Annotated in this window: 15 protein-coding genes; 11 read left to right on the top strand and 4 right to left on the bottom strand. The window is 64.9% G+C overall.

Annotated elements, in window-relative coordinates:
• The first annotated feature begins 45 nt into the window (after positions 1-45).
• Entirely contained in the window at positions 46-1,098 is a 1,053-nt protein-coding gene (locus DI605_RS16245; protein WP_293975970.1) for an alpha/beta hydrolase, read from the top strand.
• A gap of 35 nt (positions 1,099-1,133) precedes the next feature.
• Here DI605_RS16245 and DI605_RS16240 read toward each other — a convergent pair whose 3' ends face one another.
• From DI605_RS16240 to DI605_RS16225, 4 genes are all read right to left on the bottom strand, one after another.
• Complete coding sequence (locus DI605_RS16240) at positions 1,134-3,827, bottom strand: Tat pathway signal sequence domain protein (protein ID WP_293975969.1); 2,694 nt, start codon at positions 3,825-3,827, stop codon at positions 1,134-1,136.
• 96 nt (positions 3,828-3,923) lie between these two features.
• Positions 3,924-4,535 carry a DUF6250 domain-containing protein gene (locus DI605_RS16235; RefSeq protein WP_293975968.1) on the bottom strand — a complete coding sequence of 204 codons (612 nt, stop codon included), beginning with the start codon at positions 4,533-4,535 and terminating at the stop codon, positions 3,924-3,926.
• 108 nt (positions 4,536-4,643) lie between these two features.
• A complete protein-coding gene (locus DI605_RS16230) occupies positions 4,644-7,517 on the bottom strand; it encodes a TonB-dependent receptor (RefSeq protein ID WP_293975966.1) in 2,874 nt (957 codons plus the stop codon).
• Positions 7,518-7,799: 282 nt separating this feature from the next.
• A complete protein-coding gene (locus DI605_RS16225) occupies positions 7,800-8,684 on the bottom strand; it encodes a LysR family transcriptional regulator (protein ID WP_293975965.1) in 885 nt (294 codons plus the stop codon).
• A gap of 130 nt (positions 8,685-8,814) precedes the next feature.
• Between DI605_RS16225 and DI605_RS16220 the strand changes: the two genes are divergently transcribed.
• From DI605_RS16220 to DI605_RS16175, 10 genes are all read left to right on the top strand, one after another.
• Positions 8,815-9,960: an isovaleryl-CoA dehydrogenase gene (locus tag DI605_RS16220; protein ID WP_293975963.1), complete on the top strand. Its 1,146-nt coding sequence runs from the start codon at positions 8,815-8,817 to the stop codon at positions 9,958-9,960.
• The gene (locus tag DI605_RS16215) at positions 9,957-11,558 is read left to right on the top strand and encodes a carboxyl transferase domain-containing protein (protein WP_293975961.1); all 1,602 of its coding nucleotides are present in this window, start codon (positions 9,957-9,959) and stop codon (positions 11,556-11,558) included. The genes DI605_RS16220 and DI605_RS16215 overlap by 4 nt, the downstream gene beginning before the upstream one ends.
• A gap of 4 nt (positions 11,559-11,562) precedes the next feature.
• Complete coding sequence (locus tag DI605_RS16210) at positions 11,563-13,410, top strand: acetyl/propionyl/methylcrotonyl-CoA carboxylase subunit alpha (protein WP_293975959.1); 1,848 nt, start codon at positions 11,563-11,565, stop codon at positions 13,408-13,410.
• A complete protein-coding gene (locus tag DI605_RS16205) occupies positions 13,410-13,862 on the top strand; it encodes a MaoC family dehydratase (protein ID WP_293975957.1) in 453 nt (150 codons plus the stop codon). Before DI605_RS16210 ends, DI605_RS16205 begins: the two co-directional genes overlap by 1 nt.
• Positions 13,859-14,695, top strand: coding sequence for a CoA ester lyase (locus tag DI605_RS16200; protein ID WP_293975955.1), 837 nt, complete (start codon positions 13,859-13,861; stop codon positions 14,693-14,695). The genes DI605_RS16205 and DI605_RS16200 overlap by 4 nt, the downstream gene beginning before the upstream one ends.
• A 94-nt stretch (positions 14,696-14,789) precedes the next feature.
• Positions 14,790-15,659 carry a shikimate dehydrogenase gene (locus DI605_RS16195; RefSeq protein WP_293975953.1) on the top strand — a complete coding sequence of 290 codons (870 nt, stop codon included), beginning with the start codon at positions 14,790-14,792 and terminating at the stop codon, positions 15,657-15,659.
• A complete protein-coding gene (locus tag DI605_RS16190; RefSeq protein ID WP_293975951.1) occupies positions 15,659-16,366 on the top strand; it encodes a TetR/AcrR family transcriptional regulator in 708 nt (235 codons plus the stop codon). The genes DI605_RS16195 and DI605_RS16190 overlap by 1 nt, the downstream gene beginning before the upstream one ends.
• 108 nt (positions 16,367-16,474) lie before the next feature.
• A complete protein-coding gene (locus DI605_RS16185) occupies positions 16,475-19,381 on the top strand; it encodes a TonB-dependent receptor (RefSeq protein ID WP_293975949.1) in 2,907 nt (968 codons plus the stop codon).
• A complete protein-coding gene (locus tag DI605_RS16180; RefSeq protein ID WP_293975947.1) occupies positions 19,381-20,487 on the top strand; it encodes an alpha/beta hydrolase in 1,107 nt (368 codons plus the stop codon). Before DI605_RS16185 ends, DI605_RS16180 begins: the two co-directional genes overlap by 1 nt.
• Before the next feature lie 17 nt (positions 20,488-20,504).
• On the top strand, positions 20,505-22,166 hold the full coding sequence (locus DI605_RS16175) for a carboxylesterase family protein (protein ID WP_293975945.1): 1,662 nt from the start codon (positions 20,505-20,507) through the stop codon (positions 22,164-22,166).
• Position 22,167: the final 1 nt, after the last annotated feature.

Genomic DNA, 22,167 nt, shown 5'->3' with positions numbered 1-22,167 from the left:
GACGATGTTTCAAGTGCGGGCGAAAAGCTGATCGGGAGAGCGGCGATGCAGGTGAGCAGGCGGCAGGTGATGAAGGGGGCGGGTGCCTCCGCGCTCATTGCGGCGGGCGGCCTATGGGCTGTCGGCGGATGGAGCCAGGCGCGCGATGCCCGCTTCGCCGATGTCGATCCGGAGATGATCGACGATCTCGCCCGTGTGAACGAGATGATCGTCTCGGCCGACAATCTCGCCGCCTTCCGCGTCAAGCCGGGTAGCCGCCCGGCGCACCCCCTATCCTTCCCGGCATGGACGGCGGATGCGCTGCCGCCGCAATCGATTCCCGGCCTGCCGGGCGAGCCACCGGTGCGGGTGCTCGTGTTCGATGGCGGTGCCGGGCGACAGGGGCGCGGCGCGCTGATCTGGATCCATGGTGGCGGCTACGTTTCCGGGGCGGCTGGGATCGGGCCGGGGCTTCGGATGCTGGCGAGGGAGCGTGGGCTGCTGATCGTGTCGGTCGATTATCGGCTGGCGCCGGAGGCGAAGTTTCCCGCCTCTCTCAACGACAATTATGCCGCGCTCAAATGGGTGCACGACAATGCGGCGCGGCTGGGCGTGGATGTGGCCAAGATCGCGGTCGGCGGATCGAGTGCGGGGGGCGGCCACGCGGCGATGCTGGCGATCGCGGCGCGCGACCGGAGGGAGATTCCGCTCGCCTTCCAGGTGCTTATCTATCCCATGCTGGACGATCGCACCGGCAGCAGCGTTCCGGCGCGGCCGGGCACGGGCCAGTTCATCTGGACGGCGGCGGCGAACCGCTTCGGCTGGACTTCGCTTCTCGGCCAGCCGGCCGGCGGCGCGAACCCGCCTGCCGGCGCCGTGCCGGCCCGGCTGGCGGATGTGCGCGGGCTGGCGCCGGCCTTCATCGGCACGGGAACGCTGGATCTCTTCTACGATGAGGATGTCGCTTATGCCGGCCGGCTGGCGGCGGCGGGCGTGCCGATCGATCTCGCCGTGGTGCCGGGGGCGTTCCATGCCTTCGATGGCATCGCCGCCGCCGCCCGCGCATCCCGGGCCTTCACCGAACGATGGATGCGCGATCTGGCGACGGCGATCGGCTGACGGGGATCGGCCGGCTGGGATCGGCCGACGGGGCATCAACTGCTTCGCGGTTCCTGCGCGGAACTGTGATGCGGGGGGATCGTGGCGCGATCGATCGCGTCGGGCACCAGCGCCAGCAGCTGGATCGCGGCGAGGCCCCATTGCGCGGCGGCGTTGGTGGAGACGGACGGCCATTCGATCGCACCCGCCACCCGCTCGCGGGGATCCGTGGTCCAGGTGCCGAGGCCCTGTTCGCCCGAGAAGAATTCCTCCGCCGCGCGATCGGCCAGCTTCGGATCACTCCCTTCATGGGCGGCATAGGCGGTGAGGCGTGAATAGCCCTCGCGCAGGTTGCGCGCGCCGAAAGGCTCGCCGAACTTCGCGACATAATCGGCCTTGGGCGCGTTGAACCAGCGGCAATAATCGAGCCATGTCGCCTTGTAGGCGGGCATATCGATCAGTTGGATCAACTCGGCATTCACCTCCACCGCGCCGAAGACGGCGGTGAGATGCTGGAAATGGATCTTGCCATCGCCGCCCACGAAGCGGCCGCTCTTCAGATCATATTGCCCCGATCCCGTCATCCAGCCATGCGGCAGCTTCGTGATTGAGGCCATGCCGGCGATGATCCGGTCACGCCATTTCTTGTCGCCGGTACGCTCCCATTCGGTGAGCCAGGCGGCGGCATAGGCCGTCCAGCTCGGGCCGAAGCCCATATCGATCGTGCCGGCGGGGCCGTCATAGGGCTTCGCGTTGGGGATCTTGCGGCCGATCTCGACATGGCCGAGCGTCTGATCCGAGGTGAGCAGATCGCGCAGGATATCGCCGATGCGATCGTCCGCAGTGAGATAATAATAGATGCGGCGATAGACGGCGTTGGAAACGCGCGGCTGCTTCGAGCTGTCGCTCCAGTGCTGCACGCCGTGGCGGGTGCCGAGCCCCTTGAAGCGCCCCAGATGATAAGTATCCACTTCGGACGTGTGGCGCGTCATCGCCTCGGCCAGCCGCCAGGCCTGCGCCTTGCCGGTGCGCAGCGCCTGCAACCACAGCCAGAGATCGGGAGACAGCTCGCTATTGTCCCACGCGAAGCCGCCTATGTCATAGCGCCAGACGTGCCGATCCCAATCATAGGTGTGCATCACGTCGCCATGATCCCAGAAGCCGTACCAGGATCTCTGCTCCACTTCGTTCGCATAGAAATCGACGAGATGGTCGAGCTGGTTTTCGACGACGGTGCGATTGGGGGTCGAGCGATCGGGCAGCGCCCAGTCACCGAAGACCTGCGCGGCGTGCAGGCTGGCGGGATCGGCCATCAGCTGCGGCGGCAGCGCATTGGCGCCGGCCATTGCCGTGATCGCATCATTGGCGGGCGTCGCCGCGAGCGCCCAGAGCGTCAGCTCGTTGGTGCGGCCGATGCCGATCGCGCTATCCCAGCCGGGTTCATAATCCTCATAGGTGATGTCGAGCGCGTGATTCTGCGCGTCATAGCCTTCCATGCCGAGCACGGGACGATAGGTGCGCAGGTCCATCGGCGGCGCGGCGGGCGACCAGAGCCACGCCGTGAGATGCGCCTCATCGGTGGCGGCATCTTCGATGTGGAGCGCGCTCGGGTGGCGCTGCCAGAACCAGCGCTGGGCGATGGCGACGCCGCCCGTGGGGCTGCCGACATAAGCGAGGCCCGGCGCACGCCTGCCCGAGCGCGCGGCGACCCAGGCATGGCCGGGCGAGGTCCTTTTCTCCACGCGGAAGCCATCCGCATTGGCCTGTTCGAGCGTGAAGTCGCTCCAGGTGGGGATCATGTCGAGCCCCTCGCGCACGACCTTGCTCATCGTCGCCAGATCCGGAACGGGGCGGCCCGCCACCTGCGCCTCGCGGAAGGCCGCGCCCGGATCGCGGCGCAGGCCCGTGAGGGGACGGACGGCCTCGGCGAACAGCGGCCCATCGGAGGCGAAGCGGACGTGGCGATCGTGCGGCGCCCCCCGCATGGGTACGGTGGCGCGCAGGCCGAGCGAGGAGAGGAAATCCTTCGCCGGCTCGCCATCGAAGACGAAGCTGTGGATCACGCGCAGGTGCTCGGCACCGGCATAGGCATAGAGCCTGACGGAAAAGGGCAGCCAGCGGCGGCCGCCCTCCAGCGCATGCATGCCTTCCAGCTTCACGACCGCCCGGACAGGCCCGGCCTGCTCGACCGTCGCCCTGTCGATCCGGCCGGTGAAGGGAACGGGTGTCCCTTCGGGCGAGGGGCGCACGCTGCCGACGAGCGTGAAGGCGCCCATGATCGGCCGGCCGGCGCGCGTGGCCGATCGGATCAGCGCCTCGCCGCTACGGCCAATCTCCCAGACGCAATCGCCGCTGCGGATGACGATCGCATCGGCGCGCTCCTCGATCCGGAGCGGCGCGGACGGCGCCGCCGGCTTGCCGGGGCGCACGGCGAGATCGGACGTGCCGGCGCCCGCCTCCAGCGCATGGGCGGTCCACTTGACCGAACCGTCCGGCCAGGTGGCGGTGACCCAGCTTTGGGCGGGAATGGGCTTGCCGCCGGCCTCGACGCGCAGATCCACGCGCGGCCCGAGTGCGCCGCGAGGCCACGCCACGCCGACCGTCTGGCCCAGCTGGAGCGCGGGTGTCCGCTCCTCCAGCCAGTGCAGCTTTACGGGCGGGAGGGCCGGAGCCGGGCGCGCGACCGCGACATGCGGAACCAGCGCGGTAGCGCCGAGCAGCTTCATCGTGTCGCGGCGGGTCAGCTGCATGGCAATATCCTCTGATTGTCTGTCCGTGTCGTGCCGAGCCCGTCGAAGCGCGATCTTCCCTGCGTCGCCGAAGGGGAGGACCGCTTTTCGACAGGATCAGGGCGAGCGGGTTTTCGTGGATCGGTCGATCGTCACCCTGCGCACCTGAATGTGGCTCCAGGTGGTGCGCAGGCCGAACCAGCCGCGCCGATAGGGCGAGGTGTCGATCATCGTGAACAGGGGCTGCCCGTCCCGCTCCACGGCGACATGCTCGCCGTCCGCGATCAGGGATATTTCGGTCCAGCGATCGGGCACGAGCATCGCGGCCTTGTCCTGCCGGTCATGTTCGGGAAGCAGGGGCCGATCACCGGGACGGCCGATATAGCGGCGCAGGCGCGTGGTGCTGTTCCGATTGCCGCCTATGCCGACATAATACATGCGGAGCGTATCATAATCCTCGAACCTGCCCGTGCGGGGATGTTCGAGCGGGGAGGCGCCGTCGGGCTCGGTCGCCATCCAGAAGGCGTTGAGATCGCTCACCTTGTCATTCGGTCCCGGGCCGGACACGGCGCGCGCCTCGAACCGGATCCTGACCGGAGAGGCGAGGGGGCGATCGAACCAGAGGGTGATGCCCCTGGCACTGTCCATATCGATGAGATCACCCTTGCGGGCGACCTTCGCGTGGTTGTCTTCCGCCTCGATGCGCCAGTGAGAGAGCGCCAGAGGCACTCTTTCCGCGGAAAGAGCAGCCGGAGCCGAGGCTCCGGCCAGCAGGAGGATTGAAGGGACGAGGCGCAAATACGACCCCGCCTGAAGCGTCATCAGCCCGATCCGCCCTTACAGCTTGGCGCGGATGCCGCCGTAGATGCGCCGGCCATAGGTTTCGATGATGTTCTGGCGATAGATGCTGTTCGCATTCTCGGTCCTCTGCGCGTGGAACAGGTTCACGCCTTCCAGGAAGATCGAGAAATGATCGTTGATATTGTAGCTGGCCGAGCCATCCCACTGGCCGAAGGCGGCGCCCACGGCGGGATTGTTGCCGCGATCCAGCGCCGCGATCAGATATTTCGAGCGCCAGTTGTAGGAGACGCGCAGCGAAAGCTTGCTGTCCTCATAATAGGTCGAAAAGTTCACGCTGTGGCGGGACAGGCCGGGGAAGCTCAGAGAATCGCCGGTGAAATAATCCTTCTGATTATATCCCTTGTCCTTCGAATAGGTGTAGTTGGCGGTGATGCCGGTATTCTTCAGGACGCTGGGCAGGAAATCGAAGGCGAATTGCGATCCCAGCTCGACGCCGTTGATCTGCACCTTGGATGAGCCATTGACGGGCAGGGAGATGGTGTAGGTCTGCCCATCGATCACTTCGGGCTGCGTCGTCCGATCGACGAACGAGCTGATGTCCTTCCGGAAGAAGGTGGCCGACAGGAAGTTGACCTTGCTGATGTACCATTCCAGCCCGATATCATACTGCTTGGCGCGATAAGGCTGCAGGTTCGGATTGCCGCGCGATCCGGTGAGGCCGACCGTGTCGAGCGTGAAGCGCGGCGCCAGATCGGACGGCGAGGGCCGTGCGATCACTTCGGTGGCGGTTCCGCGGGCGAGCAGCTTGTTGGGGATCAGCTCCGCCTTCAGGTTAAGGCTGGGCAGGAACTCCGTATATTCGCCCTTGCTGGAGAAGGGGGTGATCGAAGCGGCCGCCCCGGTGGTGGCGTTCGCCGCCGTGACGGTGAAGCCGCGGCTTTCCGTTTTGGTATTGATGACGCGGCCGCCGGCGACGCCGCTCAGATCCACGCCGCCAATCTCGAACTTGAACGAGGCCGAGACGTAGGCCGCGAGATTCTTCTCGGTCACGGTCCAGGTATCGGAGGGCACCGGATTGGTGAACGGATCGGGCACGTCGGCCGCATTGGCCACCTTCATGCCCAGGTTCAGCCAGCGCGAATAGCCGTTGAAGCCGAGATTGCCGGTGTTGAAGAAGTCATGATCGCCAAGATCATAATTGCCTGCGAGAATGCCCTGAATCTGGTTCAGGATCGCGGCATTCGTGCCCGTGCCGATTACCTGCGCGACCGAGCTGCCCGTGGAATAATTGCTGCGGGTGATGTTGCCGAAGCCGGGCGTCGAAGCGACATAGCCGTTATAGGTGACGGTGGTGTCGTAATAGCGGCTCTTCACATCCACATCGCGCTTCTGCACGCCGAACCTGATCGAGGTCAGCCAGCTTTCGGGCTTGTATTCGCCATCGAGCTGGAAGTTCTTTTCAACCTGCGTGTTGTAGCGCGGGCGGCGATAGACCTGAAACTGGGTGATGCCCTGCGTGGTCGTCGGATCGATCGGCAGCGTGATGTTGGGCGCATGCTCGCTGCCCGAATAATCGACCGTGATCGAGGAAAGGCCCTGCGCGGCAGCGACGGTATCGATCTCGTTATTGTAGGCGCGCGCACGCGCATAGCCCGCCCGGCCGGTGAGCTTCAGCCGATCCGTGATCTCCCATTCGCTGCCCAGCTGGCTGTTGATGTTGGTCCGGTCGATCGTGCCGAGGATGTTGCGATAGGTGACGGCGAGCGAACCGGGCGTGACGACCTGGCCGGCGGCGTTGCGCACCGTGGTGCGATCCACGAACGTCACGGTGCTGGCCGTCTGATCGTCGCCCAACTGCGTGGCGCCCGTATCGATGCCGCCATTGGCCGCGGCCTGCACGGTGGAAAGCTGGAGGAATTGCGAGTTCAGCGTCTGCTTGCCGCGGGTATAGGTGCCTTCGGCATAAAGCTTGAACGTATCGGTCGGCCGCCATTCGACGATGCCGTTGAACGCATAACGCTCGGTCAGTTCGCGATTGATGACGTAGCGCGGAATATCGGGGTAGAAATCGCCGAAACCGCTCGAATCCAGATCGACGCAGGCATTCTGGTTGCGGCCGACGAGACAGTTCGGCGCGGTCGCGGGCTGGTTGCGCTCCACCTGGCGCCAGCCGGTCGTGCGTGTCTGATCGTACCAGAGGCTGCGCTTTTCGTACGTTCCCGAAAGCAGCACGCCGATCGTGTTATCGGCGAAGGTCTTGCTGCCGATCAGCGCGAACTTCGGATCCCAGCGCTTGGCGAGATCAGTATAGACGACCTGACCCGAGCCGGCGAGGAAAGGCTTGCCGCCATTGTCGAACGGCCGGCGCGTGATGATGCGCACGGTGCCGCCGAGGCCGCCTTCCGTCATGTCCGCCGTGGCCGACTTCACGACTTCGAGGCGCGAGACGAATTCGGCCGGGATGTCGCGAAACTCCACCTGGCGGGTGGCGGTGCCCGCGCCCGTGGAAAGCTGGGTCTGGCCGTTGACCTCGACACGGTTCAGCGCCGGATCGGCGCCACGGATCGAGACGCCCGAGCCTTCGCCGCCGGAGCGCGTGATCTGCACGCCGGTCACGCGCTGGAGCGCTTCGCCGACATTCTTGTCGGGGAACTTGCCGATATCCTCGGCCGAAATCGCATCGAGGACCTGGGCGGATTCGCGCTTCACGTTGAGCGCGTTGGCAAGGCTCTGGCGGATGCCGCTGACGACGATTTCATCGCCTGCCGGTGCCTCGGCAGCCGCCGGTGCGGCGGTGGGCGCCTGCGTCGGCGCGGCCTGAGCGAATGCCGGCTCAGCCGCCAGCAACAGAACCGCAGCGACGGTGAGGGCCGATGCTTCGCCCTGCCAAGAGCGCGACGTGCCGATCATGTTCCATCCTTCCCTAGAACCAGAAAAATGCGGGAACTATCTCACATAATGAAATGTGATCCCGTCTTATGGATCGAGTATCTCGGTTTCGGAGATATTTCAAGCCCGGACGGGACGGGCCGTTTGGCGCGAAAAAAGCGCGCGCCATTGGGGAATTCTTCGCTGTCGAGCGGAAGACAGGCGCGGATTGCGCGATCATCGATGGTTCAGGGGCGGATTTCCGGTCCGCCCGGAGAAGCGGGGCGGACCTTCAACCGCCATGCAAAGCGACGTGCGGCCGCTTCAATTCGCTCGCGTTCCCAACCCGGACAGAAGGGAGTCGATCAGGCGGATCAGGGGAGGCGGCTCGTCCAGAAAATGTTCCGCGTCATGCGCGGCGGCCCACCCCAGAACGCGCCTCAGCGTGAAGCCCGAGAGACGTGGCCTGACGACTCCCTCATGCCGATAGCAGAGCGGCATGACGGTGATTCCCATGCCGGCGGCCACCATCTGCAGCACCCGCTCGTCATTTGTGGATCGCATCGCGAAATGAGGACGGACGCCGCGTTCGGTGAAATGACGGCTCGTGTCGGACAGCGCCTCGCAATGCCGGCGGACGATCATCACCTCGTGCGCGAGCCGTTCGGCGGCGATGTCCTCCTCGCCCGCCAGACTATGATCCTGCGGCAGCGCCAGCGCATAGCCTTCGCTCATCACAGGGCGCTCCAGGAACCGGGGGGACCCCCGGCCGACGAGCGTCAACGCCACATCGATCCTGCCTCGGGAAAGGTGGCCGACAAGCTCGCGCTCCGTACCGAAAACCAGTTCGAAGCGATGGTCGTCGCCGGGCTTCGTGCCGGCAATCCCCTGCGCGATCAGGCTGCCGGGGATACTGCCGAGCACGCCGAGCCTGAAGGTGGAAAGGCGCGTCGTCGTCCCCATGGCCTGAAGAGCGGCGTTGAACTCCCGCTCGATGCGGCGCGCATGGACGAGGAAACGGGCGCCCGGCTCGGTCAACTCCACGCGCTGGTTGGAACGGACGAACAGCGAAAGGCCGAGGGTTCGTTCCAGCTTGGCGATGCCCACCGAAAGCGTCGGCTGGGAGACGTTGCAGGCAGCGGCGGCACGCGAGAAATTCCCATGATCCACCACCGCGAGGAAGTAGCGGAGAAGGTAGCGATCGAGCATCATCCGTCCCTGCGCCGTGATCGGTGCATAGATTTTGATAATATACTCTTTGAGGTAAGTTCAATTTTTCTGTCGATGCCCGCCGCGCTAGAAGGAGGGGGATACAGACAGGGCTCTTGGGAGAGGGCAGGTGACGGACTTTGATTTCGCCCTCGGCGAAAATGCGGATCTGATCCGCACCACCACGGCGCGCTTCGCCGCCGACCGGATCGCACCGCTTGCGCGCGAGATCGACGAAAAGGACTGGTTCCCGCGCGAATTGTGGCCCGAAATGGGGGCGCTCGGCCTGCACGGCATCACCGTCGAGGAGGAATATGGCGGGCTCGGCCTCGGCTATCTGGAACATGTCGTGGCGCAGGAGGAAGTGGCGCGCGCCTCGGCCTCGATCGGGCTGAGCTATGGCGCCCATTCCAATCTGTGCGTGAACCAGATCCGGCGCTGGGCGAGCGCGGAGCAGAAGGCCCGCTATCTGCCGAAGCTGATTTCGGGCGAGCATGTCGGCAGCCTCGCCATGTCGGAAGCGGGCGCCGGCTCGGATGTCGTATCGATGAAGCTCCGGGCCGAGAAAAGGGGCGATCGCTACGTTCTGAACGGCACGAAATTCTGGATCACCAACGCGCCCTATGCCGACACGCTGGTCGTCTATGCGAAGACGGGGGAGGGGGCAAAGGGCATCACCGCCTTCCTGATCGAGAGGGGATGCAAGGGTTTCTCGATCGGCCAGAAGATCGACAAGATGGGCATGCGCGGATCCCCCACGGCCGAACTGGTGTTCGACGATTGCGAGGTGCCCGAAGAGAATATCATGGGCCCGCTGAACGGAGGCGTCGCGGTGCTGATGTCTGGGCTCGATTATGAGCGCGCGGTGCTTTCGGCGATCCAGATCGGCATCATGCAGGCCTGCATGGACGTGGTGCTGCCCTATGTTCGCGAGCGCAGGCAATTCGGCAAGCCGATCGGCGCCTTCCAGCTGATGCAGGCGAAGATCGCCGACATGTATGTCGCGCTCAATTCGGCGCGGGCCTATGTCTATGCCGTGGCGCGGGCCTGCGATGCGGGGCGGACGACGCGCTTCGATGCGGCGGGCGCGATCCTCCTGGCCAGCGAGAATGCGATGAAGGTCTCGCTGGAGGCCGTCCAGGCACTGGGCGGGGCGGGCTATACGAAGGACTGGCCGGTGGAGCGCTACATGCGCGACGCCAAGCTGCTTGATATCGGCGCCGGCACCAACGAGATTCGCCGGATGCTGATCGGGCGGGAACTGATCGGGGCATGAGCGCGCCCGTTCTCGATACGGCGCTTTCGGCCGGGAGCGATGCCTTTCGCGCGAATGCGGCATGCAATCGCGCACTGGCCGAAGAGCTTCGGGCGAAGGTTGCGATGGCGGCGCTGGGCGGCACGGCTGGCGCGCGCGAACGTCATGTCGCGCGCGGCAAACTCCTGCCGCGCGATCGCGTGCAACTGCTGCTGGATGCGGGCTCGCCCTTTCTGGAAGTCGGCCAGCTCGCCGCCAATGGCCTCTACGGCGACGACGTGCCGGGGGCTGGCATGATCGCTGGCATCGGGCGTGTCGCCGGTCGTCAGGTGATGATCGGGTGTAACGACGCGACCGTGAAGGGTGGCACCTATTTTCCGATGACGGTGAAGAAGCATCTCCGCGCGCAGGAGATCGCTCTCGAAAATCGACTGCCTTGCATTTACCTCGTCGATAGCGGCGGCGCGAACTTGCCCAATCAGGCCGAGGTTTTTCCCGATCGCGAGCATTTCGGCCGCATCTTCTACAATCAGGCGCAGATGTCGGCACAGGGCATTCCCCAGATTGCGTGCGTGATGGGAAGCTGCACGGCGGGCGGCGCCTATGTGCCGGCCATGTCGGACGAAACGGTAATCGTGCGCAACCAGGGCACGATCTTCCTCGCCGGCCCGCCACTCGTGAAGGCGGCGACGGGCGAGGTCATTTCGGCCGAGGAACTGGGCGGTGCCGAAACGCATGGGCGCAGATCCGGCGTGGTCGATCATGTCGCCGAGAATGACGAGCACGCGCTGTCGATCGTGCGGGATATCGTCTCGACCCTGCAGCCTGATCTCGTGCCAGATCTCAACCTGCGCGACCCGGTGCCGCCGAAGTTCGATGCCGAAGAACTGTACGGCATCGTGCCCCAGGACGTGCGCGCGCCTTATGACGTGCGCGAAGTCATCGCGCGGATCGTCGACGGCTCCGAATTCCACGAATTCAAGGCGCTGTATGGCACCACTTTGGTCTGCGGGTTCGCCCATATCTGGGGCATGCCGGTGGCGATCCTCGCCAACAATGGCGTGCTGTTTTCGGAGAGTGCACTGAAGGGCGCGCATTTCATCGAACTGGCCTGCCAGCGGCGTATCCCGCTGCTGTTCCTCCAGAACATTTCCGGCTTCATGGTGGGCGGCAGATATGAGGCGGAGGGCATCGCCAGGAATGGCGCTAAGCTGGTGACGGCGGTCGCCACCGCCAGCGTGCCCAAGATCACGGTGCTGATCGGTGGCAGCTTCGGCGCCGGCAATTATGGCATGTGCGGGCGGGCCTACCAGCCGCGCTTCCTGTTCACCTGGCCGAACAGCCGCATCAGCGTGATGGGGGGCGAGCAGGCGGCCTCGGTGCTCGCGACCGTACATCGCGACGCCGCGAAATGGTCGCCGGAGGAAGCAGAGGCGTTCAAGGCGCCGATCCGGCAACGTTTCGAGGATGAGGGCAATCCTTATTACGCGACGGCGCGCTTGTGGGATGACGGCATCATCGACCCCGCGCAGACCCGCGACGTGCTGGGGCTGGCCTTCGCCGCGACGCTGAACGCGCCCGTCCCCGAGCGGGCGCAGTTCGGCGTGTTCAGGATGTAGGCCGATGATGAAGTCTCTGTTGATCGCCAATCGGGGGGAGATTGCCTGTCGCGTGATCCGGACGGCCCGAAAGCTCGGCATACGGACGATCGCCGTCTATTCGGACGTGGACGCGACCGCGCTGCACGTGCGGATGGCGGACGAGGCGGTGCATATCGGACCAGCGCCGGTGCGCGAATCCTATCTGCTGGGCGATCGCATCATCGCGGCGGCCAGGGATATGGGGGCGGAGGCGATCCATCCCGGATATGGCTTCCTCAGCGAAAACGCGGAGTTCGCACAGTCCGTGCAGGATGCGGGGCTGATCTGGGTCGGACCGAACCCGGCTTCGATCACTGCGATGGGCCTCAAGGATGCGGCCAAGAAGCTGATGCAGGATGCCGGTGTGCCGACCACGCCCGGCTATCTCGGCGAAGACCAGAGCCCGGAGCGGCTGAAGGCCGAGGCGGAAGCGATCGGCTATCCCGTGCTCATCAAGGCGGTCGCGGGCGGCGGCGGCAAGGGCATGCGCAAGGTGGATGCGGCGGCGGACTTCGCCGACGCATTGCTCTCCTGCCAGCGCGAGGCGGCGTCGTCCTTCGGCAACGATCAGGTTCTGCTGGAAAAGTGGGTCACCAACCCGCGCCATATCGAGGTGCAGGTGTTTGGCGACAGCCACGGCAATGTCGTCCACCTGTTCGAGCGTGACTGCTCGCTCCAGCGTCGCCATCAGAAGGTGATCGAGGAAGCTCCGGCGCCGGGCATGGATGAAGCGACGCGCGCGGCCGTCTGCCGGGCGGCGGTCAATGCGGCGAAGGCCGTCGATTATGTCGGCGCGGGGACCATCGAATTTATCGCGGATGGCTCCGATGGGCTTCGCGCCGACCGGATCTGGTTCATGGAGATGAACACGCGTCTTCAGGTCGAGCATCCCGTGACCGAGGAGATTACGCGGCAGGATCTGGTGGAATGGCAGTTGCGCGTCGCGTCTGGCGAGCCGCTTCCGAAACGACAGAACGAGCTTTCGATCCATGGCTGGGCGATGGAAGCGCGGCTCTATGCCGAGGATCCCTCCAAAGGCTTCCTCCCCTCGATCGGCCGGCTCGATACATTCGTGCCCGGCGAAGGCTGCCGGATCGATACCGGCGTGCAGCAGGGTGCGGAAATCTCACCCTTCTACGATCCGATGATCGCCAAGGTGATCGCGCATGGCCCCGATCGGGAGGCGGCGCGCGAGGCGCTGGCGAAGACGCTGGGCGACACCGTGATCTGGCCGATCAGGACCAACACTGGATTTCTGGTGAAGGCGCTGACGGATCCGGATTTCGCGGCGGCGCGCGTGGACACGGGATGGGTCGGCTGGAAGGGGGAGGCGCTGATGCCGAACGCCCGGCCCGATCAGGGCAGGCTGGCCGATGCCGCCGCCACCATCGCGCTTGGCGGAGGGCTCGCCGGCTTTCGTCTCAACGCTCCGCCCCGCCGGGAGGCCTGCTTTCTTCTGGATGGCGAGGCGATCTCCATCCGCTTCGAGCCGCGCACCGACAGCACGGCCGCATCCGGCGATCATATACTGGTCCGTCAGGCGGGGCAGGTATGGAGCCTCGATGCGTGGCGTGCGGTAGGCGCGGACGGCGCGGATCATTCGGATGGCACGTTGCTTTCGCCCATGCCGGGCCGCGTGATCGCGGTGATGGCCGCAGCGGGCGACAGCGTGGCGAAAGGGCAGAGACTGCTGACGCTCGAAGCGATGAAGATGGAGCACAGCCTAGTGGCGCCGTTCGACGGCCATATCATCGAAATCGGCGCCCGCGAGGGGGATCAGGTTCTCGAGGGCGTGCTGCTCGTGAGGATCGGCAAAGCGGAGGACGCCTGATGGCCGGGAAATTCTTCGATCAGTGGCAAATCGGGGAGAGGATCGCCCACGAGATCCGGCGTACCGTGACCGAGACGGACAATCTGCTCTTCTCCACCATGACGCATAATCCGCAGCCGCTTCACATCGATGCGGAGGCGGCGAAAGCCAGCGAGTTCGGGCAGATCCTCGTCAACGGCACCTTCACCTTCGCGCTGATGATCGGCCTTTCGGTGGGCGATACGACGCTGGGCACGCTCGTCGCCAATCTCGGCTATGACAGGCTCGTCATGCCGGCGCCCGTTTTCATCGGGGATACGCTGCGGGCGGAAACCGAGGTGACCGAACTCAAGGCCAGCCGATCGCGGCCCGGCGCCGGCATCGTCACCTTCGCGCATCGCCTCATCAACCAGCGTGGCGAGGTGGTGTGCCGATGCCTGCGCATGGCGCTGATCCGCGGCAGCGGGGCATGAGGCTGCGATCCCTCCTGTTCGTGCCGGCGGACCGGCCCGAACGCTTCGGCAGGGCGGCCGCGAGCGGCGCCGACGCGATCATCCTCGATCTGGAGGATTCGGTCGCGGCCGAGCGGAAAGCATCCGCGCGCGTGGCTGCCGCTGAATGCCTTTCCGCGCGGCGCGACGTGACGACCTTCGTGCGGATCAATCCGCTGGATGGCGGCCTTGCTCGCACGGATCTGGATGCGGTTCTTCCCGCTTCCCCGGATGGTCTGGTGCTGCCCAAGGCCGAAGGCGCCGCCAGCATCGAGACGCTGTTGACGCTGATCGGGGGCAGGCGGGCACCGCCGATCCTGCCGATCGCGACGGAGACGCCGGCGGCCATTTTCGAGCTGGGCTCCTACAGGATGGCCACGACGCATCTCGCTGGCCTCACTTGGGGCGCCGAGGATTTGCCAGCTGCGATCGGCGCCTCCACGTCCCGAGAGGAGGACGGACGCTATACCGCGCCGTACGAGATGGTTCGATCGCTGACCCTGTTTGGGGCGCACGCTGCCGGCGTGCCGGCAATCGAGACTGTTTTTCCTCGTATCGACGCACCGGATGCCCTCGCTGCGTACGTTGCGCGCGCGCGGCGGGACGGCTTTTCCGGCATGATGGCCATCCATCCCACCCAGGTGGAGGCCATCAACAGCGGCTTTTCGCCGACACAGGAAGAGATTGCTCGCGCCCTTGCGATCGTCGAGGCTTTCGCGGCGCAGCCGGGCGTCGGCGCGATCCAGCTGGATGGCCGGATGATCGATCGCCCCCATCTGATCCAGGCGCGCCGGATTCTGGCGATCGAAGAATAAATCGACGCGAATCCGGCGATCGCATCGCCATCGTCAATTGTCTGATGATTGACGTATGAACCAGATAGTTCATAACGGCGTCGAGAGGATTCGCATGACGTCGGAACGGGGCTTTCTTACCGGGTTGATCGGCCAGTCGATCGGGCAATCCCTGTCGCCCGCGCTGCACGAACGCGAGGCGCGGGCGCTGGGCCTGAACTATCGCTACCGCCTGTTCGATATCGACGCCGAGCCCAAGGGAGCGGCCGCGCTTCCGGATATCCTCGATCGCATGCAGACGGAGGGCTATGCCGGCTGCAACGTCACCTTCCCCCTGAAGCAGGCGGTGATGCCGCTGCTCGATCGGCTCAGTGTAGAGGCGGAGGCGATGGGCGCCGTCAACACCGTCCGCTTCACGGCGGAGGGCAAGCGGGAAGGGCATAATACGGACTGGTGGGGCTTCGGCGAGAATCTCCGCCGCACGATTCCCGATGCCGGTGTGGACACGGTTGCCCTGCTCGGCGCAGGCGGCGCGGGGGCCGCCGCAGCTTATGCGCTTTGCCGGATGGGCGCGCGCGAACTGCTGGTGATCGATCGCGATCCCGCGAAGGCCGGCGAACTGGTCGCCAGGCTCAGTGGCGGATCGACGACCTTGCTGCCCGTGCCGTTCGAAGAGGCGGAGACCCGGATCGCAAGCGCGGACGGCCTTGTTCAGGCGACCCCGATCGGCATGACCAAGCTTCCCGGAATGCCGATATCACCGGCTGCATTGAGGCCCGATCTCTGGCTGACCGAAATCATCTATGTTCCGATCGAGACCGAATTGCTCCGCGCAGCCCGCACTCTCGGCTGCCCTACAGTGGACGGCGGCGGCATGGTCGTGTTGCAGGCTGCGCGCGCGATCGAAATCTTCACGGGTCTGGCGGCGGATCCCTATCGGATGCAGTCTCATCTTCTGGCCTTGTTGCAGCAGAAGGGGGAGTGATGGCCCGTACGACGAGTTTGTTCCGGGCGGCCGGAAAACTGGCCCGGCCGGAGCCCGCCAAGAGGGCGCCCGCCGCGACGCCCAGGCGGGCGAACGATCCCGATCGCACCCGGGCCGACATTCTCGAGGTCGCGGCGAACCATTTCGCCACGCACGGCTTCAGCGGCAGCCGCGTCGACGAAATCGCGGCCGAAACCAACACCAGCAAACGCATGATCTATTATTATTTCGGCAGCAAGGAGGGCCTCTATCGCGAGGTTCTCGGCCGTCGCTACAACGAGATCCGCGTGCTGGAGAAGGCCAGCGGCTTCGAGCATGACGACCCTCAAGTCGCGCTCGCCACGCTTGTCGGCAGCACGTTCGACTATCATCAATCCCATAGTGATTTCGTGCGCCTCGTGATGGTGGAGAATATCCATCGCGGCGAGAATATCGGCGAGGTTCCCGGCATCGATTCGAGAGCGAGGAGCGTGCTGGACGTGCTTCGCAGGATATTGGATCGGGGGATTGAGGCCGGCATGTTCCGGAAGGACATCGATCCCTTCCAGCTTCACATGTCGATTTCGGCGCTGTGCTTCTACAACGTCTCCAATCGGCACACATTATCGCACATCTTTTCGACGGACATCGCTGCGCCGGAGATGGTGGCGATCCGCCGTGCGAACGTGATCGATATGGTCACGCGCTGGGTGAAAATCGGAGGATAGAAATCAGGCCCCGGGGAGGCAGGTGGAGTGGGGGCTTCGCACGCACATATTGACACTAACTCGATAGTACATAAGCTTGTCTGAGAAAAAGAATCGGGAGAGGAAAAAATGAAGGGACCCATTCGCTCCATACTCATGTCTGGCGCGGCCGCGCTGGGTATGTCCGGCAGTTCCGTGGCGTTGGCGCAGCAGCCGGCCATGGCACCTGCGCAGACGCCGGCAGAGCAGGGGCCTGCCGTAGATGCCGATGCCGCCAAGGAGATCATCGTGACAGGATCGAGCATTCGCGGCGCCCCGCCGGTCGGCTCGAACCTGATTTCCATTGGTCAGGCCCAGATCAATGCCACGCCCGCGCAATCGGTGCAGCAGGTGCTGAAGACGGTTCCGGCCGTCGTCGGCCTCGGATCGGCCGGGCAGGGCGCATTCGGTTCGGCTGACGGGTCCGGCACCAACGCGCCGACCATTCATGGCCTGGGCGGTTCGGCATCGAACTCTACCCTGATCCTGATCGACGGGCATCGCTTCCCGCTGAGTGGTATCAATCACGCGCTGGGCGATCCGAACATCATCCCCTCGATCGCGATCGAGCGGGTCGAGGTGCTGCCGGACGGCGCATCCTCGGTCTATGGCTCGGATGCGGTGGCGGGCGTCATCAATTTCATCACGCGCCGCCGCTATGACGGCATCGAGGCAAACGGCCAACTCGGCTTCGGCGATCACTATCGCACCTACAATGGCAGCCTGCTCGCCGGGAAAACCTGGGATACGGGATCGCTGCTGTTTGCCTACAGCTATTCGCGGCGCAGCGCGCTTTCGGCGGGCGATCGCGATTTCACCAACCTGGATCATCGCGCCCAGGGCGGCAGCAATTTCGCGACCTTCGCCTGCCAGCCGGCAACGATCCAGCCCACCGGCAGCAGCCTGATCTATGCCAGCCCCTATACGGGGGCGGGCGTGGCCAATGCGCAGGCCAACGCCTTCTGCGATTATAGCGACTATACGGATCTGATCCCGCGCGAGATCCGCAACAACGGCATGATCCGCATCACGCAGGAGGTGGGCGACAGGCTGACGCTTTCTGCCGACGCGGTCTATTCGAACCGCGTCAACCGCCAGAACGTGACGCGCGGCAGTGTGACCGCCACCGTCTTCAATTCGGGTTCGCAGGCCAACCCCTTCTATGTCGGCGTGCCGGGCAGCACCGCCACGTCCGAGACGATCCGTTTCAATGCGGACGAACTGCTGGGATCCGGCGCCTATATCGAGGGCCGCGCGGAGGATTTCTACGCACACGGCACGGCCGAATATAAGGTGGATGACAATTGGCGCGTGACGCTGGGCGCCACCTTCGGTTTCGACAACAGCGCGCAGCAGAATTTCGGGCAAATCTGCACGAGCTGCGCCTATCTGGCGCTAAACGGCACCACGAACGGCACGGGCAGCCTGACGGCTGCCTCGGTGCCCTCGACCGGCCTGATCGTGACGCGTCTGCCGCTGACGGCGGCGACCGCGCTGGACGTGTGGAACCCGCTCGCCACGAACCGCACCTCCGCCGCCGTGCGCGCGGCCCTGACGGACTCCACCATTACCCAGCTTGCCCGTCAGACGATTCAGAATGGCACGCTGAAGGTGGATGGATCGCTCTTCACGCTGCCGGCTGGTGAAGTGAAGGCGGCGGCCGGCGGCGAATTGCTGCGCTATACGCTGAAGCAGGACATCACCCGCCCGCTCAACATCGGCCCGGCATCCACCGGATCCTCCACCACCAACCTCTTCTACAAGCGTACGGTGGAGAGCGCCTATCTCGAGGTACTGGTGCCGCTCATCAGCCCGGAAATGGAGGTGCCGGCGATCCGATCGCTGAGCGCCAACATCTCCGGACGCTACGATCATTATAGCGATTTCGGCACGACCAAGAATCCCAAGTTCGCCGCGAACTGGGAGCCGTTCGAGGGGCTGAAGCTGCGCGGCAATTATGCAAAGTCGTTCGTGGCGCCGGCGCTCACCAGCCGGGGTAGCAATGCGGCGGGCGTGACGGGTGAATCGGGCTACGGCAATTATACGCTGGGCCAGATCAACGTGCCGATTTCCGCCTTCCCGCAAGTGGCGAATATTCCGGGCGTTTCCTGCTCCAATGGCGTCTGCGCGATTGGAACGGCGACGATCACGGGCGTGCAGGTGAATGGCGGCAACGCCAATCTCCAGCCGCAGAAGGGCCAGACCTATTCGTTCGGCGGCGATTTTACGCCGACCTTCGCGCGCGGCCTGCGGATCAGCGTCACCTATTGGCACAACCAGATCAAGGGCGGCATCACCGCGCCGATCCCGTCGCTCGCAATCAACTCGCCCGATCTCTATTCGCTGCTGACGATCCTGCCGTCGGCGGCCGAACTGGCGGCGGCGACGGCTGGCCTGCCACAGACCAGCGCGCTGCCCGCCAACCAATTCTTCATCTACAATTATCGGCAGCGCAACGTGCTGAACCTCACGGTCGCGGGCATCGATGCGGACGTGAGCTACACGCGCAACACCAATATCGGCCGCTTCACGGCGGGCGTGGCCTTCACCCGCGAGATCAAGTTCGATCAGCAGATCGGATCGGGGCCGAAATTCAGCGTGCTCAACACGACGGGCTTCAACACCACCTTCCCCTCGGTGAAGCTGCAGGGCCGGGCCAATATTGGTTGGGAGTATAAGGACATCTCGTTCGATGCCTTCCTCAACCATACCGGCAGCTACCGGAATTACAGCAGCTCCACGCTGACCCCGATCGTGCGCAGCTCGGCGGGGGTGCCGATCGGCGGCGGCGACAAGGTGAAGTCCTACAACACGCTTGATCTGCACATCGGCTACACGCTGCCGCAGAGCTTCCTGTCGAAGGCGCAGATCTTCGTCGATGCGAACAATGTCTTCGACAAGGAGCCGCCCTTCTACAACGTCGCCAACGGATATGACACGTTCCAGGCCAATCCGATCGGCCGTGTCATCACCGTCGGCCTGCGGACGAAGTTTTGATGATGCGGGCGCGGCGGTCCTTCCCCGGAGTGCTGCCGCGTCTCGCCGGCGCCTGCCTGTCGGTCACCCTCTGCGGCATGGCAGGCGCGCAGGCGATCACGCCGGTTTTCGCGGTTGCCGATCATCCGGTCGTCGAGGACCATTATCCCGCGCGGCAGGTGATGTTCGCGGGCGACGTCACCGGGCTGCCGGATCTCGTTTACGCTCAGCCGGCGGGCTTCCGTCCGCTCACGCTGGATGTCTATCTTCCTCCCCGAAGCCAGAAGCCGCCGAAAGGCGGCTTCCCTCTCATTCTCCATATCCACGGCGGGGGCTGGTCCGCCGGGCATAGCCGACATTCGGGGGCGCTCTCGGATTTTCCGGCCGTGCTCGCGAGCCTTGCCGCCAGGGGCTATGTGGTCGCCTCGCTCAACTATCGGCTGAGTGGCGAGGCGCCATTCCCGGCCGCCGAAAAGGACGTGAAGACCGCACTGCGCTGGCTGCGCGCCCGTGCCGCCGATTATCGTATGGATCCCGCCAGGGCGGGCGTCTGGGGCGGATCGGCAGGCGGGCATCTCGCGGCGCTCGCCGCCGTCAGCTGCAAGGATGCCGCGCTCGATCCGGTAGGTGCGTTGCGCCCGGGTGCGATCGATGGCGAGGGGCGGCCGCTGCCCGCCAATCCGCTGGCGCCGCTCGCGAACGTCTCCGATTGCGTGCAGGCCGCCGTCACCTGGTATGGCGTGTTTGATTTCGAAACGATCGATGTGCAGGCCGGGCGGCCTCCCGCCGGGCCGGGCGGCAATGCCCAGACGGCTTTCCTCGGCTGCACCGGCACCGATTGCGCAGCCGCGATCAGGGCCGCGAGCCCGATACGCTATGTCGATCCCTCCGATCCGCCGATGCTGCTGATCGCGGGCATGGCGGACAGGACGGTGCCCTATCAGCAGACGGTGCAGTTCGAAGGCGCGCTGAAGGCCGCGCATGTGCCGGTCGAAACGATCCTGATCCCGGCTGTGGATCACAGTTTCATCGGCAAGACGCCCGCCGCAACCCGCGATGCGACGCTCAAGGCGCTCAACGCCACCTTCGCCTTCTTCGACAAGATGCTGCGCAACAATGAAAAATAGGAAGAAGGGAGATGTCGATGCGTAAGGTCCTTGCCTGCCTGCTGGCTGCCTCGGTGATGACGGCCACCTCCGCGCCTGCCGCCATGAACCCGATCAGCGGCGATCCCGTCACGATCGATAGCGGGCGCGTTTCGGGCACGATGCTTTCGTCTGGCGTGAAGGCCTATCTCGGCATTCCCTTTGCCGAGCCGCCGGTGGGTCAGTTGCGCTGGTCCGCGCCCCGGCCGATCAGGTGGGACGGCATCTTCAATGCCGATCGCAAGGGCGCGGAGTGCATCCAGGTGCTGCGCCCGCACAACATCAACCATTATTTCGGCGAGGAGCCGTCTTCGGAGGACTGTCTCTATCTGAACGTCTGGACGCCCCCGCAGGCGAAGCCGGGCGCGAAACTGCCCGTGATCGTCTTCATCTACGGAGGCGGCTTCACGATCGGATCGTCGGGCATGGCCAATTATGACGGCGAGAATGTCGCCAGGGCCGGTGCCGTCTATGTGAACTTCAACTATCGCGTCGGCGCGATGGGCTTTCTGGCGCATCCGGAGCTGACCGCCGAACAGGGCGGCCATTCGGGCAATTATGCGCTGATGGATCAGGCGCTGGCGCTCAAGTGGATCCACGACAATATCGACAAGTTCGGCGGTGATCCTTCGAAGGTGCTCATCATGGGCCAGTCGGCGGGTGCGCGCTCGGTTTCGCTGCAACTGTTCAACCCGATGGCGAAAGGGTTGTTTCGCGCGGCCGTCATGTCCAGCGGATGCAATTTCGTGGGCGAGGGCGCGACCGGCGGCACGATGATGGCGCTGCCGGAGGCGGAGAAAGTGGGGCTCGCCTATCAGGAAAAGCTGGGCGCGAAGAACCTTGAGGATTTGCGCGCGCTGCCGGCCGACAAGATCCTCGCCGTCCAGTCCGAAACGCAGGTGGGCGCAAACGTGCAGGGCGTGCGCATCCAGGGCGCGATCGTGGATGGCTATGTGATCCCGCGCCAGAATGGCGAGATGCTGGCCACGGGCGACATCGCCCGCGTGCCGATCATCGCCAGCTACAATAGCGACGATATCGATGCCGGCATGAGCCCGCTCTCCAGGGTGCGGACGGTGGCCGAATACAAGGCGGCGGTGGAAAAGCTGTATGGCGAGAATGCGGCCCAGTTCCTCAAGATGTTCCCCATCGCCACCGATGCCGAGGTTCCGGCGAAGGCCAAACGCTATGCCACGATGGCGGGGTTCGAGAAGAGCGCGCGCCAGTGCGCGCTGGGCATGCAGAAGCTTGGTGTGAATGGCTATGTCGACGAATATTCGCGCAAGCATCCCTATGCGCCGGGCGTGAAGATCGCGGACCAGAATATCGAGACGGTCGGCGCCTATCACACAGCCGACATGCCTTACTGGCTGAATACGCTGGACAAATATAACATGCTGCGCACCACGCGCGCCTGGACGGAGGCGGATCGCACGCTTTCCGCGCAGATGCTTGGCGCGCTCATCGCGATGGCGGAGACGGGAAGCCCCAGCACGAAGGCGCTTCCCTGGCCCGCGCTGACCACGAAGACCGATGTGAAGATGAATTTCGACACGCCCGCCAAGGTGGAACCGCTCGATGCGAAGCGGCTCGACTGGCTGGCCGCGCATCCGGCCGCCGTGGCTCCCCGCTCGACCACGCCGGGCCGGCCGATCGACTGAC

Source organism: Sphingomonas sp. (genome assembly GCF_003248515.1).
GTDB lineage: Bacteria > Pseudomonadota > Alphaproteobacteria > Sphingomonadales > Sphingomonadaceae > Sphingomonas_I.
Note: the sequence above shows the minus strand (reverse complement) of the source record. Positions and strands in the feature narration are given on the sequence as shown.